Raw genomic sequence first — 14130 nt, 5'->3', positions numbered from 1 at the left:
GACAACCAACGCAACGAAAGCTCTTGTCCCATGAATCCCGCCGAAGTCGAAGAGCGCATCCGCACCCTGATCGAACCGTTCAACAAGAAAGGCGTTGCGGTGGAACCTGCAACCACCTTTGCCGGCGATCTGGAATTCGACAGCCTGACGGTGATGGATTTCGTCGCCGCGATCGAGGACGAGTTCGACATCATCATCAGCATGAACCAGCAGGCCGAGATCGATACCTACGGCCAGCTCGTTTCGGCAGTCCACAAGCTGCAGGATAGCTGATAGAGAGCCATCATGAGCGAGACCATACTTAAATCCGCCGAAGCTGCATCAGCACCCGAAAGGGTTGACCTGCTGGCCAAGTTCGACCCGATCATCCAGACCCGCGAAGCCCTGCTGGCCGCTGGGGTGGAAGACCCGTTCAGCCTGGTGATGGACGAAGTGCTGTCGCCGACGCAGGCGATATGCAACGGGCGCGATACTATCCTGCTCGGCACCTATAATTACATGGGCATGACCTTCGATCCTGACGTGATTGCGGCAGGACAGGCAGCGATGCAGGATTTCGGCGCTGGCACCACCGGCAGCCGGGTGCTCAACGGCACCTTCCGCGATCACCGTGATGTCGAAACCGCCTTGCGCGAATTTTACGCGATGGATCATGCCATGGTGTTTTCGACCGGGTATCAGGCCAACCTCGGGATCATTTCGACGCTGGCGGGCAAGGGTGATTACATCATCCTCGACATCGATAGCCACGCATCGATCTGGGATGGCTGCGCGATGGGCAGTGCCGAGGTCGTGCCTTTCAAGCATAATGACGTCGAAGCGCTGGAAAAACGCCTGAAGCGCGTGCCTGAAGGCGCGGGCAAGCTGGTCGTGCTCGAAGGCGTCTATTCGATGATGGGCGATGTCGCCCCGCTGAAAGAGATGGTTCGCGTCTGCAAGGAAAACGGCGCAACGGTGTTGGTCGACGAAGCGCACTCGATGGGCTTCATCGGCGAACACGGGCGCGGCGTGGCCGAAGAACAGGGCGTGCTGGACGACGTCGATTTCATCATCGGCACTTTTTCCAAAAGCGTCGGCACGGTCGGCGGCTTCTGCGTGTCGAACCACCCGAAGTTCGAAGTGCTGCGGCTGGTGTGCCGCCCCTATGTCTTCACCGCCGCACTGCCGCCCGCTGTGATGGCAAGCAGCGCCACCTCGATCCGCAAGCTGATGCACGGCGGTAACAAGCGCGCGCATCTGTGGGAGAACAGCCGCACGCTCCACGGCGGGCTGAAAGCGCTGGGTTTCCAGCTCGGCACCGATACCCCGCAAAGCGCGATCATCGCGGTGATCATGCCCGATCTGGAAAAGGGCGCGATGATGTGGGAAGCGCTCTTGAAAGAGGGCCTCTACGTCAATCTCGCCCGCCCACCGGCGACGCCCGCAGGCATGACCTTGCTGCGCTGTTCATTGTGCGCGGAACATACGGCGGAGCAGGTGCAGACAATCCTCGGCATGTTCGAACGCGCGGGCAAGGCGATCGGGATTATTTGAGGCAGATCGCAACCCCTTGTTTAACCAGTCTGGTTATCTTTCCTGAAATCGTTAGTGGTCCTTGCTTCAGTTAACGCGCCTTCGCTCAGTTTTCCCAATGGCGACTGCTACCGAGTGACCGCACCTGCCGAAGGCGCATGGCGGCTCCATGCCGACCGCGTCGCCATCTGCTTGGCTGGTGCCTGCCACTTCGTTGCCCCAACCGAGGGAGCCCGACTGTTCGACCGGACGGCAGAACAAAGGCTGTGTTTTCACTCAGGCTAGGAGGCAGCCGGCATCCCGAAGTTGTCCGATGGGCTCGCCGTCATTGACGTGGAGCCTCGCTCTGCCCTGCTACAAATCCTCGCAAACCTTCAGGCTCTTAATGTCCCTAACGCGTTAAAACCCTCAAGCATCCGGTGGGGGGCAGGCAATTATGCTTTTCTTCACAAAGTCACAATAGATGCATTCTTGCAACACCAGCCTTCTATTGACCGCTTGCCTCTTCAATGGGGAAAAGATAAAGAGCGCAGGTGCCTCAATTAGATAACAAAGGGGAATTTTGAATGCGCAAGTTCGTCATAGGAATGGCGATGGCTTCGACCGCGCTGACTACGCCCGCCATGGCCCGTGAAGGCCAATGGTACATTCAGGGTGATGCGGGAGCTATGATCGTTGAAGATCAGAGCTTGGACGTGGACGGCACCGCCGACGACGCTCAGGTGAACTACAACACAGGCTACGATGTCGGTGCGGCGGTTGGTTACGACTTTGGGGCCTTCCGTTTGGAAGCCGAGGCCAGCCATCGCCAAGCGTATGTGGACACCGTCGCTGCCGGCACCGAAGGTCTGCAAATTGATCCGATAGGTAGCCCTGGGGGCCGCGAGGGTCGTCTGACCGGTCAATCAGGCCCCGCCCTAGGAGATGTTGACGTCGTCAGTTTCATGATCAACGGCGTTTTTGATTTCGGCGATGACGACGGCCTTCAGGCGTTTGCTGGTGGTGGTATTGGTGTGGCTCGCGTCGACCAGAACGCAAATTTCGATTTGCGGGGTCCCGGCGCCTACGACGATTCTGATACGGGATTGGCGTGGCAGCTGCTCGCGGGAATCCGCGCGCCAATTAGCGATTCACTGGATGTTGGCCTTAAGTATCGATACTTCAATGCTCCGGGTATCAATCTTGTTGATCCGATCGGTCGCGACATTGAGACCAAGCTGAGCACGCACTCGCTGTTGGGTACGATCACCTACAACTTTGGTGGCGAGGAAGCTCCGCCGCCTGCGCCGCCTGCGCCGCCGGCTCCGCCGCCGCCGCCGCCGCCGCCGCCGCCTCCTCCGCCCCCCCCGCCACCGCCACCTGCGCCGTGCAACACGGGGCCGTACATCGTGTTCTTCGACTTCGATAAGTCGGACATCACTGCCGAAGCGGCGACCATCCTCAACAATGCCGTCACTGCGTATGCAAACTGCGGCACTGCGAACGTGATGCTGGCTGGTCACACCGACCGTGCCGGTTCGGTGACATACAACATGGGCTTGGCTGAGCGTCGTAATGCATCGGTCCGCAGCTACCTCAGCGGTCGCGGCGTTCCCGATGGTCGCATCACCGGTGAAGCGTTCGGCGAATCGCAGCCGCGCGTTCCGACTGCGGACGGTGTGCGTGAAGCACAGAACCGCCGCGTTGAGGTGACCTACGGACCGGGTACCGGCATGTAAGTCATTGCCTCAGGCAAAGATTGAAAAGGGGCCGGAGAAATCCGGCCCCTTTTTTGTTGGCCTATAGGCATTGGGATTCGCTGCCTTCAGAAAGCATAGACTGTCCGATACGCTATCTATCTGCTGGCTAGGGACGTCTGTCTGCTGCCTGGTCACAGCATCGTGACAAGGGTTTTGCCGTAGTGGGGATTGGCGACTGGATTATCTCCGTACCCGCCAGAAAAATCACGTAAGTGTGCCGGGCCTGACCCGTGCTGCAAACCGCAGCCCACACCGCCTCGCTGCGTGGCAATCTGTCACAGCCTCACTCTCCCGTTGCTGCGCGTGCTCGCAGGGCAATGGTCGCTTCTGCATCGGGAAGCGCGCGATAAGCATAGATCAGCAGCGCGAGCGAGATCGGAGCGACCCCGATCAGCGACAGCAAGCCAATTCTCATGCTCCCGGTCAGCTCAGATATCTGCCCGACCATGTAAGGGCCGATTGCCAGTCCGACCAACGTGGTTGCGAGAAAGAACGACGCCGTGGCCGTCCCGCGCATCCGCGGCAGCACCAAATCTTGCGTCGTCGCTGCCGCTGCGCCCAAGGCGGTGGCCGCGAACAGCCCCGCAAGGAAGTTCATGACATAGAACAGGCCTGCGTTCTCGGTAGTGAAACCGATCCAGATCGGGATCACCGGTGCGACAATCCCGAACATGATCACCAGTATACGTCCCGATGGGTTGCGCGACCGCAACCAGTCAGACATCCGTCCGCCCAAGATCACGCCAAGGAAGCCCGACAGCGCACCGCTGCCGCCGAGCACAAAGGCCAGCTCCTCTTTCGGCAGCTTGAGCACCGTCTCTGCGTAGGGCGCCGACCAGAATGCCAGTGCATAGGCTCCGAGTGAAACGAGCCCATACCCCAGCGCCGTGCAGATGAATGCGGGCGTGCCCCAGATAAGGCTGAAGGTCGCCGGGTCGTGCCGGCGTAACGTCGCAGCCCAGGAAAACACCGCGTAATATCCAAACGCCATCGCTGACCACTGGGGCAGGTTGCCGGTCAGGCCGATCATGATCACCGCAAGCCCGGTCATGGCTGCGGCCATGGCCACGTTGATGACCAACGCCGTCCAGCCGCGGCGCATTGCATGAAACAATGTAAATGGCGGTAACAGCATCGAGAGGTCGACGAAGAAGTCGCTTAAGGGGTGTCGGCCAGTCGCGTTGTGTTCAGCTGGCCGCGCCGGTTCACGCAGCGATGCGACCCACAAGGCGAGTAGAAGGCCGGGCACACCCACCGCCAGAAAAGCCGCTTGCCAGCCCACCAGGCCCGCCGCTCCTCCTCCAGGATAGGCCGCGTCCCAGACCTTCGAAATCTTCGCGCCGATGAACAGCGACACGCCGCCACCAAGGTACAGGCCAGACGAATAGATCGCCAAAGCCGTGGCGCGCTGGCGAGACGGAAAATAGTCCGAAATCAACGAATAGGCCGTCGGACTGGCGGTCGCTTCACCAACACCGACCCCCATGCGTGCCAGCGACAGCGTCAGATAATTGCGAGCGAAACCGGATAGCGCCGTCATGGTGGACCACAATACAAGCCCGAGCGTGAGCAGCCGCACACGATGCCAGCGATCTGCCAATCGCCCCAAAGGCACCCCGAACAAGGCGTAAAATACTGCGAAGGCCGCTCCGCCCAGAAACCCCAACTGTCCATCAGTCAGATCGAGATCGCGCTTGATATCGACAGCAAGGATCGAAAGGATCTGACGGTCGATGAAGTTGAGGATATAGACCACCACCAATACGCCGAGCACATACCAGCTATAGGCAGACGCTGGCGCATCTTCGCGGACCTGCGCCGCAGTTGCATCGTTGCTCAAAAAATGAACCCCTGTCCCGTGGTTTGTTTATCGGTCAGCCGCATGGGCCGCCTTATGCGTCGTAGCGGGTGCTATCGACAATCCCGGCTTCGGCAAAACCCTTTCTGCGCAAGCGGCACGAATCGCACAGGCCGCAAGCCTGCCCCTCTGGCGTCGGATCGTAGCACGACCAGCTCCATGCCGGATCCAGCCCCAGCCTTTGGCATTCGCGGGCAATGTCGGCTTTGTTCAGGTGCTGCAGCGGAGCATGGATCGTGAATGGCGCGCCTTCCACTCCGGCCTTGGTGCCGAGCCGGGCTGTCTCTGTGAAACTTGCGATGAACTCAGGGCGGCAATCGGGATAGCCGGAATAGTCGAGTGCATTGACCCCAATGAACACATCGCGCGCGCCCGCTGCCTCGGCACAGGCCGTGGTCAGCGCGAGGAACACGAGATTGCGAGCCGGGACGTAGGTAACCGGAATTTCCGCGCCGACCCCGCTTTTGGGCACATCGATCGTGTCTGTCAGCGCAGAGCCGCCGAACGCCCGCAAATCGAGCGCAATTTCGGTGTGGCGCACGAGGCACAGCCGCTCGGCAATTCTCCTTGCTGATTCAAGCTCGAGCCGGTGCCGCTGCCCATAGTCCACGCTCAGAGCGTGGACGGCGAACCCCTGCTCCTTGGCCAGCGCCGCCGTAACCATCGAATCCAGCCCGCCCGACAGCAGGACAACAGCCAATTGCGGGGGTGAATTCGATAGCGAGCCGTTCATAGCCCGCACCTATCACGCCCGCATGCAAAGGCAATCAGCCCTGTTCAGCAATTGCCGGTACGTCGTGCTTCCGCGACGAATTGAAACGGCAGCCCGGCGTGTATGCCCTGGCTTTCCAGCTGCACAAGACCGGCGGTTTCACGGCGGACACTGGTGCGCCCGTAGCCATTGCCAGGGCACGTATACTGCACTGTGACCTTGGCCGCGCCGTCTTCCACGACAAACCGGCTGCACCCGGCCTCTTGATGCTTCAGCTGGATCAATTCGTGTCCCGCACGCACACAGATCTTGCGCTCAGGCGAGCCGTCGCGATGCTTGACGGTCCACTCACCCTTGGCAAGCGTCCCGAGCATGGCGAGCCCGTTGCCCTGCGCGAGGGCCGGGACTGCCAGCGAGACCAGTCCGGCGAGGAACAATCCGCCATACCCGATTGCCTGCAAATGCCTGTTGGAATTCTGCTTCATGGCCGCAGTCATGCCCTTTCGTTGCCTGATTGGCTTGTAAGTATCCGCGCGTATGTTGCGCAAGTTTTTCGACGAACCGCTAGACTGTCAGTTCGAACAGGCGCGAACAAAAGGCGCAATCGACCACGACCACACCCTCCTCGTTCCGCATCGCCTCTTGTTCTTCGGGTGGGAAGCGCGCGATGATGGTGGCGTAGTGTTCGGCGCTGCACCGGCAGCCGCGCGACAGCCTGTCTCCGCCCAGCACCCGCACCTCTTCCTCTTCGTGGAACAAGCGCCAGGCAATGGCTTCAAGTGAGAGCGCGGGATCGAGCAGTTCGTCATGACTGATCGAACCGGCCATAATTGCGACATGCTCCCAATCGGGATGATCCATGCGGACATGCAGGCGCTCTCGGCCCTCCTCGCCGTCGGCCAGATGCTGCAACAGCAACCCGGCAGCCATTCTGCCATTTGCGCCGGCGCGGCTGGCCACCCGGATCAGCGTGGGGATCTGTTCCGATTGGCTGAAGTAGAGTTCGCACGCCTCGGCCAGGCTGCTTCCTTCGAGCGGGACAATCCCCTGGTAGCGCTGGCGTCCCTCGGTTTCGAAGGTGATCGCGAGGAAGCCCTCGCCGAACAGCGCGGCGAGCGAAGGGTTGGCCCCGAGACTGGCGAGCCGCTCGGCATCGAAATCGGCATAGCCGCGAACCGCTCCGGCGCGATAATCGCACACCAACAGATTGACGATGCCGCCCTTGGTCTGCGCCTGCATCGTCATCTGCGCGGTTTCGCCCTTCAGCAAGCCGCCGATCAATGCACCCAGCACCAGCGCCTCGCCCAGCAAGTGGGTGATCGGTGGGGGATAATCATGTGCCGACAGCACATCTTCGAGCACGCCTTCCATCCGCACCAGACGCCCGCGCGCGCTGCGGCCCGGAAGCGTGAAGCCCAGGAGTTTGTCGGAAAAGGTCTCTTTCGTGTCAGCCATGCGCCGCCATATGGGGACGGATCATGGCAGACGGAAGACCCTCGCCCTCGTCGATCAGGTGCCGAGCAGCCCAAAGCTCCACAAAAGCACCGATTTTTGCGCATGGATGCGGTTTTCGGCTTCGTCGAACACTGCCGATCGCGGGCCTTCGAACACGTCCTCGCTGACCTCTTCGCCCACATGCGCGGGCAGGCAATGCAGGAACAGCGCATCAGCCTTCGCCTGCGCCATCAGCGCGGCATTGACCTGATAGGGCGCCATTGCCGCGCGCTTTTCCGCTGCGTCGGCCTGCCCCATCGAAATCCACGTGTCGGTCACGAGCACGTCTGCGCCCCGCGCCGCTACCGCCGCGTCCTGCGTCATCGTCACGGCCGCCCCGTTCGCACGCGCGGCTGCCACGAAGGCCGGGTCGGGCTCGTAACCCGCCGGTGTCGCCACCCGGACGTTGAACTTGAACAATCCGGCCGCTCCGAGAATCGAATGCAGCACGTTGTTGCCGTCCCCGAACCAGGCAACCTCGAGGCCCGGAAGCGCCTTGCCATGTTCGATCATGGTCAGCAGATCGGCGACGATCTGGCAGGGGTGCGAACGATCGGTGAGACCATTGATCACGGGCACGCTGGCGTGACGCGCCATTTCCTCGATTTTCGCGTGGTCGTCGGTGCGCAGCATGATGCCGTCGACCATTCGGCTGAGCACCCGCGCGGTGTCAGCGATGGTTTCGCCCCGCCCAAGCTGGCTCGAGCTTGAGTCGAGGAACAGCACGCTGCCGCCCAGTTGGCGCATCGCCATGTCGAAGCTGACACGGGTGCGGGTCGAGTTCTTTTCAAACCCCAGCGCCAGCACCCGGCCCGCCAGCGGAGCATCGGCGTCGGGCGTGCCCTTGGGCAACCCGGCGCGCGCAGCCTTGCGATCGATCGCGTCATTGATCATCGCCGCAACATCATCGGCTCCCGCATCGGCGAGGTCGAGAAAATGGCGATACCGCCCCCCAGCGCCGGTCATGCCGGTTCAGGCACCTTGAAGCTGGCGGCACCGGCCGACAGTTTGTCGAAAAATTCGTCGATCTCGGCATCGCCGATCACCAGCGGCGGGATGATGCGGATGGTATCGTCACCCGCCGCCACTGTCAGCAGCTGATGGTGGTCTCGCAGGTGGACGAAGAACGGGCGGCTCTCCACCTTCATCTTGAGGCCGAGCATCAACCCCTTGCCGCGCACCAGTTCGAACAGCTCGGGATAATTGCCGATGAACTGTTCGAGACCCTTGCGCAGCCGTTCGCCCTTTTCGCGCACTTCACCGAGAAATGCCTCGTTGGCGACGGCGTCCATCACCGCCGTTCCCGCCGCCATCGCCAGCGGATTGCCGCCATAGGTCGATCCGTGGGTGCCGAAGGTCATACCGCGCGCGGCCTTTTCGGTGGCGATACAGGCGCCGAGCGGAAACCCGCCGCCGATGCCCTTGGCGGTCGCGAGGATATCGGGCTCGATCCCGTATTGCTCATAGGCGTACAGCGTTCCGGTGCGCGCGACGCCGCATTGCACTTCGTCGAGGATCAGCATGAGATCATGCTCGTCCGCGAGCGCGCGCAGCCCCTGCATGAACTCCTGCGATGCCGGACGGATACCGCCCTCGCCCTGAATCGGCTCAACCATGATCCCGGCGGTATGCGGCCCGATCAGCGCCTTGGCGGCTTCGAGATCGTCGAACTGCGCGTACTTGAACCCTTCGAGCAGCGGCGAAAAGCCGTGGTGCATCTTGGCCTGGTTCGATGCGCTGATTGTCGCCATCGTGCGACCGTGGAAGGCGTTGTGGAAGGTGATGATTTCGAACCGGCTGGCGTCGCCCGCCTCGCCTGCGTTCTGGTGATAGGCGCGTGCGGTCTTGATCGCCGCCTCGACCGCTTCGGCTCCGGAATTGGTGAAAAACACCGTGTCTCCGAAGGTGGTGTCGACCAGCTTCTGCGCCAATTTCTCGCCCTGCGGACTGCCGTAGAGATTGGAGACGTGCATCAGCGTCGCCGCCTGTTGCTGGATCGCCCCGATCAGGCCTTCGTGCGAATGGCCGAGCAGATTGACCGCGATGCCGCTGGCGAAATCGAGATAGCGGGTGCCGTCCTCGTCGATCAGGTGGCAGTGCTCGCCGCGAACCGGCCGCACGCCGCAACGCGGATAGACGGGCATGAGCGCTGGTGTAGACATCGGCATAATCCTGAATTGGTGAGCGGGTAAGACAAAACGCAAATGGCGGCCCTAACCAGAGCCGCCATCTGCAATTCAATAATCTTCCGGCCTTCGCGCGTCAAATGGCGTGCGGGCCGAAAAGAAGCCGTCAGGCTTCGATCGGCACGAGGTTGACCGCCGAGTGCTTGCCGCGCCGATCGACCTCGAGGTCGAATTCGAACCGTTCGCCTTCGTTGATGGCGGAAAGGCCGGAACGCTCGACCGCGCTGATGTGCACGAAAGCATCGGGCTGTCCGTCGTCACGCACCAGAAAGCCGAAGCCCTTCATCGCGTTGAAGAACTTGACCGTACCCGTAACGCGTTCTCCGGTGAGTTCGCGCTGCGGCGCTGCAGGCTTCTGCGGGGCTTCAATCACATCGCCGACGATCTGGAGATCCTGCGCCGACACCTTGCCGCCGCGATCGATCAGGTTGAACTGCAGTTCCTGCCCTTCGGCAAGGCTTTCCAGCCCGGCCCGCTCAACCGCACTGATGTGGACGAAGACATCTTCGCCTCCACCTTCCTGCTGGATGAAGCCGAAGCCTTTCTGGCTGTTGAAGAACTTCACGATGCCCTTGCCGGTGCCGACGACCTGCGCCGGCATGCGGCTGAAGCCGCCTGCGCCAGCGCCGCCGCCTGGGCCACCCGGACCGCGCGGACCGCCGCCGGGACCGCCACGTGGGCCGCCGCCACCGAAGCGATCACCGCCGCCGCCGCCGCCACCGAAGCGATCGCCGCCTCCGCCGCCGCCGAACCGGTCACCACCGCCGCCAAATTCGCGCGGAGGCGAGAAGCCGTCATTCCCGCCGCCAAACGGATCGAAGCCTTCTTCGCCGAAACCGTCGCGTTTGTCGCGTCCGCGCCGGCGTCCCCTATCGTAACCCATATTTCGAAACGTACCTTGCCACGCTGCCCGTCCTCCAGTGTGCCGATGACGTGGACAGCGAGCCGTACCGGACACAGTGACCCCGAGCTCGATGGATCGGAGCACATTTACGGGCCAACCATAGCGCACAACGAGTTGCTTTGCGAACGATTTTACCGGAACCGGAGTCGGGCCGCGAAGCAGCGCTGCACAACCGGTCGACACAGGTGCTTGTGTGAACCTTCATGGTTGGGCATGACGCGGCGGATCAAGGCTCCCGACGGCAGGATTGAACCATGAGCGGATTTCGCAAACTCACCGAAAATGTGCTGGTCAGCCCGCAACTTGGCGTCGGCGACATCGCCGAGGCAGCGGCCTCGGGCATCACGATGATCGTCAACAATCGGCCCGACGGGGAAGACCCTGATGCGCCGCAGGGGGCCGAAATTGCTGCTGCCGCAGCGGCTGCGGGGCTCAATTACGTCGAGATTCCGATCGGCCATTCGGGCTTCAGCGAACCACAGGTCGATGCGATGATCGCCGCGCTCGATCAGGCCGAGGGCCCGATTCTCGCCTATTGCCGTTCTGGTACCCGCTCGACCTTTCTTTGGGCGCTGGCCGAGGCCAAGGAAGGCAGCGATCCCGAAGAAATCACCCGCATCGCGGCGCGAGCGGGCTACGATATCAGCCCGATTCGCGCGCTGATCGACATGCTCGCCGCGCATTGAGGCAGCGGGGTGGAGGCATCCCCGCTCTTGCTCCAAACCGCCGGATCGCTGGTCGCGATTGTCGCCCTTGCGGCCCTTGCGTGGTGGATGCGACTCGGTCCGCGCGCGCCTCTCAACCATGCTGACGCAGTCCGGGCAATCGCAGGCGAGGTCGACGACGGCTTCACTCCCGTGGACATTGCCTGCGACGAGAAGGGCACAGGCGCACTGGTACGCGACGGCGAAGGCCGGATCATGCTGATCAAGGCGCACGGCAATCGCTTTGCCGGACGCTTGCTGACGGCGCAGGCTCGGGCGGCACTGACCGGCGAATCGGACACGTTCAATATCGCCATCGATTGCGGAGAGGCGCGATTCGGCCGGGTGTTTCTGACCATCCCCGATCCTGCCGCTTGGGCCGACGCGATCAATCGGCTAGGATCGCCCGGCGATGCCTGATTTCAACCCCACCCAATATGCCGTGCCGCTGTTCGTGGTCGCGGTTCTGGCCGAGATGCTCTGGGCCAAACTGCGGGCGCCCGAAGCGTACGAGCCGAAGGATACCCTCGTCAGCCTCGCCTTCGGATTGGGCTCGACTGTCGCAGGGGCATTGCTGGGCGGTTTCGCGGTCGCTGCGTTTCTGGCAGCCTACGAATACCAGGTCTTCGACTTCGGCCCCGAATGGTGGGCCGTGTGGTGGGCATGGCCGGTGTGCTTCGTGCTCGACGACCTCAAATATTACTGGGTCCACCGCGCCGGGCACCGCGTGCGGTGGATGTGGGCGAGCCATGTGAACCACCATTCCTCGCAGCACTACAATCTGTCGACCGCGCTGCGGCAAACGTGGACCGGCATGTTCACCTTCGGCTTCCTGTTTGCGGTGCCGCTGGTGCTGCTCGGCTTTCACCCGGCAATGATCGCGATCTGTGGCGGGTTCAACCTCATCTACCAGTTCTGGATCCATACCGAGGCGATCAAGCGCATGCCGCGCTGGTTCGAAGCGGTGATGAACACGCCGTCGCACCACCGCGTCCACCACGCCACTAATCCGCGCTATCTCGACCGGAATTACGCGGGCGTTTTCATCATCTGGGACCGGATGTTCGGCACGTTCGAGCAGGAGCGCGATGAAGAAGCGATCCGGTACGGCATCGTGAAGCAGCTCGGCAGCTTCAACCTGCTGTGGGCGGTGTTCCACGAATGGATCGGGATGATCGCGGACATCTGGCGCGCGCCGTGGCGGCACAAGCTGAGCTATCTGCTGCGCGAACCCGGCTGGACCCATGATGGCAGCCGCGAGACATCCGACATGATCCGCGCCCGCTGGCAGGCCCGCGCCGGCGGGGATGATGCACCCGCCGCAACATCAGTTGCGACTCGAAACGCGATTGCAGAGGCAACCGAAGCTGCCTAGTCTCCCCCCAAAAGGGAGAGAACATGGAAAGCTTCGACTACATCGTCATCGGCGGTGGCAGTGCGGGCAGCGCCGTTGCGGGCCGTCTGGCTGTCGATGGTACGCGCCGCGTCTGCCTGATCGAGGCCGGCGGTCATAATAATAATGTCTGGATCAAGACACCGGGCTTCATGCCCTTCATCCCTGAAAAATCGAACTACCGATACGACACCGTCCCGCAGAAGGGGTTGAACGGGCGCACCGGATACCAGCCGCGCGGACGCGGGCTTGGCGGTTCCTCGGCGATCAACGCGATGGTCTATATCCGCGGCAACCGCTGGGATTACGACAATTGGGCCGCGGAAGGCTGCACCGGCTGGAGCTACGATGACGTGCTCCCCTACTTCAAGCGCGCCGAAGCGAACGAGCGCGGCGCGGATGAATACCACGGGGCGAGCGGCCCGCTGTTCGTTTCGGACCAGACCGCCGTCAATCCCGCCAGCCATGCCTTCGTCGAAGCCGCCGCCGCGCTGCAGTTGCGCACCACGCGCGATTTCAACGGCGATCGGCAGGAAGGCTTCGGGATCTATCAGGTCACCCAGCACAAGGGCGAACGATGGTCTGCGGCGCGCGCCTATGTCGAACCGGTCCGCGATCAGGGCAATGTCACCGTGCGGACCGATACTGCGGTCGAAAAACTGGTGATCGAGGATGGCCGGGTTACCGGCGTGCAGGTGCGGCGGAAGGGCAAGGTGGAGACCCTGTTCGCCCGCCGCGGCGTCGTGCTGTCCGCCGGAACCTTCAACACCCCGCAAATCCTGATGCTGTCCGGCATCGGACCCGCGGCGCACCTCAAGACGCACGGGATCGACGTGGTGATCGACCGGCCTGCGGTCGGCAGCGACCTGCAGGACCATATCGATTATGTCTCCGGCTGGGAGACGACGAGCGACGTTCCGATCGGCAGTTCGCTGAAGGGAAGCCTGCGGATGGTCGGCGCCATGATCGAACATCGCCGCAAGCGTAGCGGTGTGATGACCACCCCCTATGCCGAAGCTGGCGGGTTCTGGACGGTGCTGCCCGATTCGCCCGCACCCGACGTGCAGTGGCACTTCGTCCCTGCGGTGCTGGAAGATCACGGTCGCGAGAAGATCAAGGCGCACGGCTTTTCGCTTCACGCCTGCGTGCTGCGCCCCGAAAGCCGCGGGACGGTGCGGCTCGGCTCGCCCGATGCTGCCGCTGCGCCGCTGATCGATCCCAACTTCCTCGATGACGAGCGCGACATGGCCTGCCTGCGCGCAGGCGTGCGCCTGTCGCACCGGATCGCCGAAGCGCCGCCGTTGCAGGCCTATGGCCCGACCGACCGGCACCCCGTCGATCTGAACGACAATGCCGCGCTCGACGACATGATCCGCAACCGCGCCGACACGGTCTATCACCCGGTCGGCACCTGCCGCATGGGTTCGGACGCCGATGCGGTGGTCGATCCGACGCTGAAGCTCAACGGGCTCGAAGGGCTGTGGGTGGCCGATGCGAGCGTGATGCCAAAGCTGGTCAGCGGCAACACCAACGCGCCCAGCATCATGATCGGCGAGCGGTGCGCGGATTTCGTGATGGCGGCGGAAAGAGGTTAAGCCCCAACGCCACCCTCGAACGCTGATCCTGCC

At 62.5% G+C, this 14130-nt stretch carries 15 protein-coding genes; 8 read left to right on the top strand and 7 right to left on the bottom strand.

All coding sequences use genetic code 11. The features are described 5' to 3' along the window. The first annotated feature begins 30 nt into the window (after positions 1-30). From Q0L48_RS12185 to Q0L48_RS12175, 4 genes are all read left to right on the top strand, one after another. Complete coding sequence (locus Q0L48_RS12185) at positions 31-273, top strand: acyl carrier protein (protein WP_296721364.1); 243 nt, start codon at positions 31-33, stop codon at positions 271-273. A 12-nt stretch (positions 274-285) separates the two neighbouring features. Then, the gene (locus Q0L48_RS12180) at positions 286-1533 is read left to right on the top strand and encodes an aminotransferase class I/II-fold pyridoxal phosphate-dependent enzyme (RefSeq protein WP_296721362.1); all 1248 of its coding nucleotides are present in this window, start codon (positions 286-288) and stop codon (positions 1531-1533) included. A 54-nt stretch (positions 1534-1587) separates the two neighbouring features. After that, on the top strand, positions 1588-1797 hold the full coding sequence (locus tag Q0L48_RS16685; RefSeq protein WP_367274039.1) for a DUF2793 domain-containing protein: 210 nt from the start codon (positions 1588-1590) through the stop codon (positions 1795-1797). A gap of 281 nt (positions 1798-2078) precedes the next feature. Then, a complete protein-coding gene (locus Q0L48_RS12175) occupies positions 2079-3230 on the top strand; it encodes an OmpA family protein (protein WP_296721361.1) in 1152 nt (383 codons plus the stop codon). Between the two features lie 304 nt (positions 3231-3534). On the opposite strand, the gene Q0L48_RS12170 is transcribed toward Q0L48_RS12175, so the two are convergent. From Q0L48_RS12170 to Q0L48_RS12140, 7 genes are all read right to left on the bottom strand, one after another. Next, the gene (locus Q0L48_RS12170; protein ID WP_296721359.1) at positions 3535-5091 is read right to left on the bottom strand and encodes an MFS transporter; all 1557 of its coding nucleotides are present in this window, start codon (positions 5089-5091) and stop codon (positions 3535-3537) included. A 52-nt stretch (positions 5092-5143) separates the two neighbouring features. Further along, positions 5144-5842, bottom strand: coding sequence for a 7-cyano-7-deazaguanine synthase QueC (gene queC / locus Q0L48_RS12165; RefSeq protein WP_296721358.1), 699 nt, complete (start codon positions 5840-5842; stop codon positions 5144-5146). Positions 5843-5886: 44 nt separating this feature from the next. Then, positions 5887-6318 carry a hypothetical protein gene (locus tag Q0L48_RS12160; protein ID WP_296721356.1) on the bottom strand — a complete coding sequence of 144 codons (432 nt, stop codon included), beginning with the start codon at positions 6316-6318 and terminating at the stop codon, positions 5887-5889. A gap of 67 nt (positions 6319-6385) precedes the next feature. Next, positions 6386-7276 (bottom strand): Hsp33 family molecular chaperone HslO, encoded by an 891-nt coding sequence (locus Q0L48_RS12155; RefSeq protein ID WP_296721354.1) that lies wholly within the window; start codon positions 7274-7276, stop codon positions 6386-6388. A gap of 54 nt (positions 7277-7330) precedes the next feature. Then, positions 7331-8281, bottom strand: a complete 951-nt coding sequence (argF, locus tag Q0L48_RS12150) for an ornithine carbamoyltransferase (protein ID WP_296721352.1) — start codon at positions 8279-8281, stop codon at positions 7331-7333. Continuing rightward, on the bottom strand, positions 8278-9477 hold the full coding sequence (locus Q0L48_RS12145) for an aspartate aminotransferase family protein (RefSeq protein ID WP_296721351.1): 1200 nt from the start codon (positions 9475-9477) through the stop codon (positions 8278-8280). Before Q0L48_RS12145 ends, argF begins: the two co-directional genes overlap by 4 nt. A gap of 130 nt (positions 9478-9607) precedes the next feature. Further along, positions 9608-10384, bottom strand: a complete 777-nt coding sequence (locus Q0L48_RS12140; RefSeq protein ID WP_296721348.1) for a cold-shock protein — start codon at positions 10382-10384, stop codon at positions 9608-9610. 275 nt (positions 10385-10659) lie between these two features. Between Q0L48_RS12140 and Q0L48_RS12135 the strand changes: the two genes are divergently transcribed. Genes Q0L48_RS12135 through Q0L48_RS12120 form a run of 4 tightly spaced genes read left to right on the top strand, consistent with a single transcriptional unit; the run spans position 10660 to position 14097 of the window. Next, a complete protein-coding gene (locus tag Q0L48_RS12135) occupies positions 10660-11091 on the top strand; it encodes a TIGR01244 family sulfur transferase (RefSeq protein ID WP_296721346.1) in 432 nt (143 codons plus the stop codon). Between the two features lie 27 nt (positions 11092-11118). After that, positions 11119-11529 carry a hypothetical protein gene (locus tag Q0L48_RS12130; RefSeq protein WP_296721344.1) on the top strand — a complete coding sequence of 137 codons (411 nt, stop codon included), beginning with the start codon at positions 11119-11121 and terminating at the stop codon, positions 11527-11529. Beyond that, positions 11522-12484, top strand: a complete 963-nt coding sequence (locus Q0L48_RS12125) for a sterol desaturase family protein (protein ID WP_296721342.1) — start codon at positions 11522-11524, stop codon at positions 12482-12484. Before Q0L48_RS12130 ends, Q0L48_RS12125 begins: the two co-directional genes overlap by 8 nt. A gap of 23 nt (positions 12485-12507) precedes the next feature. Beyond that, complete coding sequence (locus Q0L48_RS12120) at positions 12508-14097, top strand: GMC family oxidoreductase (protein ID WP_296721340.1); 1590 nt, start codon at positions 12508-12510, stop codon at positions 14095-14097. Positions 14098-14130 lie beyond the last annotated feature (33 nt).

The organism is Erythrobacter sp. (genome assembly GCF_024305245.1).
Lineage (GTDB): Bacteria > Pseudomonadota > Alphaproteobacteria > Sphingomonadales > Sphingomonadaceae > Erythrobacter.
Note: the sequence above shows the minus strand (reverse complement) of the source record. Positions and strands in the feature narration are given on the sequence as shown.

Coding starts and splice junctions, on each gene's coding strand:
- Q0L48_RS12135 (WP_296721346.1), top strand. CDS start 10,660: ATGAGCGGATTTCGCAAACTCACCGAAAATGTGCTGGTCAGCCCGCAA.
- Q0L48_RS12155 (WP_296721354.1), bottom strand. CDS start 7,276: ATGGCTGACACGAAAGAGACCTTTTCCGACAAACTCCTGGGCTTCACG.
- Q0L48_RS12125 (WP_296721342.1), top strand. CDS start 11,522: ATGCCTGATTTCAACCCCACCCAATATGCCGTGCCGCTGTTCGTGGTC.
- Q0L48_RS12175 (WP_296721361.1), top strand. CDS start 2,079: ATGCGCAAGTTCGTCATAGGAATGGCGATGGCTTCGACCGCGCTGACT.
- Q0L48_RS12180 (WP_296721362.1), top strand. CDS start 286: ATGAGCGAGACCATACTTAAATCCGCCGAAGCTGCATCAGCACCCGAA.
- Q0L48_RS12145 (WP_296721351.1), bottom strand. CDS start 9,477: ATGTCTACACCAGCGCTCATGCCCGTCTATCCGCGTTGCGGCGTGCGG.
- argF (WP_296721352.1), bottom strand. CDS start 8,281: ATGACCGGCGCTGGGGGGCGGTATCGCCATTTTCTCGACCTCGCCGAT.
- Q0L48_RS12120 (WP_296721340.1), top strand. CDS start 12,508: ATGGAAAGCTTCGACTACATCGTCATCGGCGGTGGCAGTGCGGGCAGC.
- Q0L48_RS12160 (WP_296721356.1), bottom strand. CDS start 6,318: ATGACTGCGGCCATGAAGCAGAATTCCAACAGGCATTTGCAGGCAATC.
- queC (WP_296721358.1), bottom strand. CDS start 5,842: ATGAACGGCTCGCTATCGAATTCACCCCCGCAATTGGCTGTTGTCCTG.
- Q0L48_RS12185 (WP_296721364.1), top strand. CDS start 31: ATGAATCCCGCCGAAGTCGAAGAGCGCATCCGCACCCTGATCGAACCG.
- Q0L48_RS12140 (WP_296721348.1), bottom strand. CDS start 10,384: ATGGGTTACGATAGGGGACGCCGGCGCGGACGCGACAAACGCGACGGT.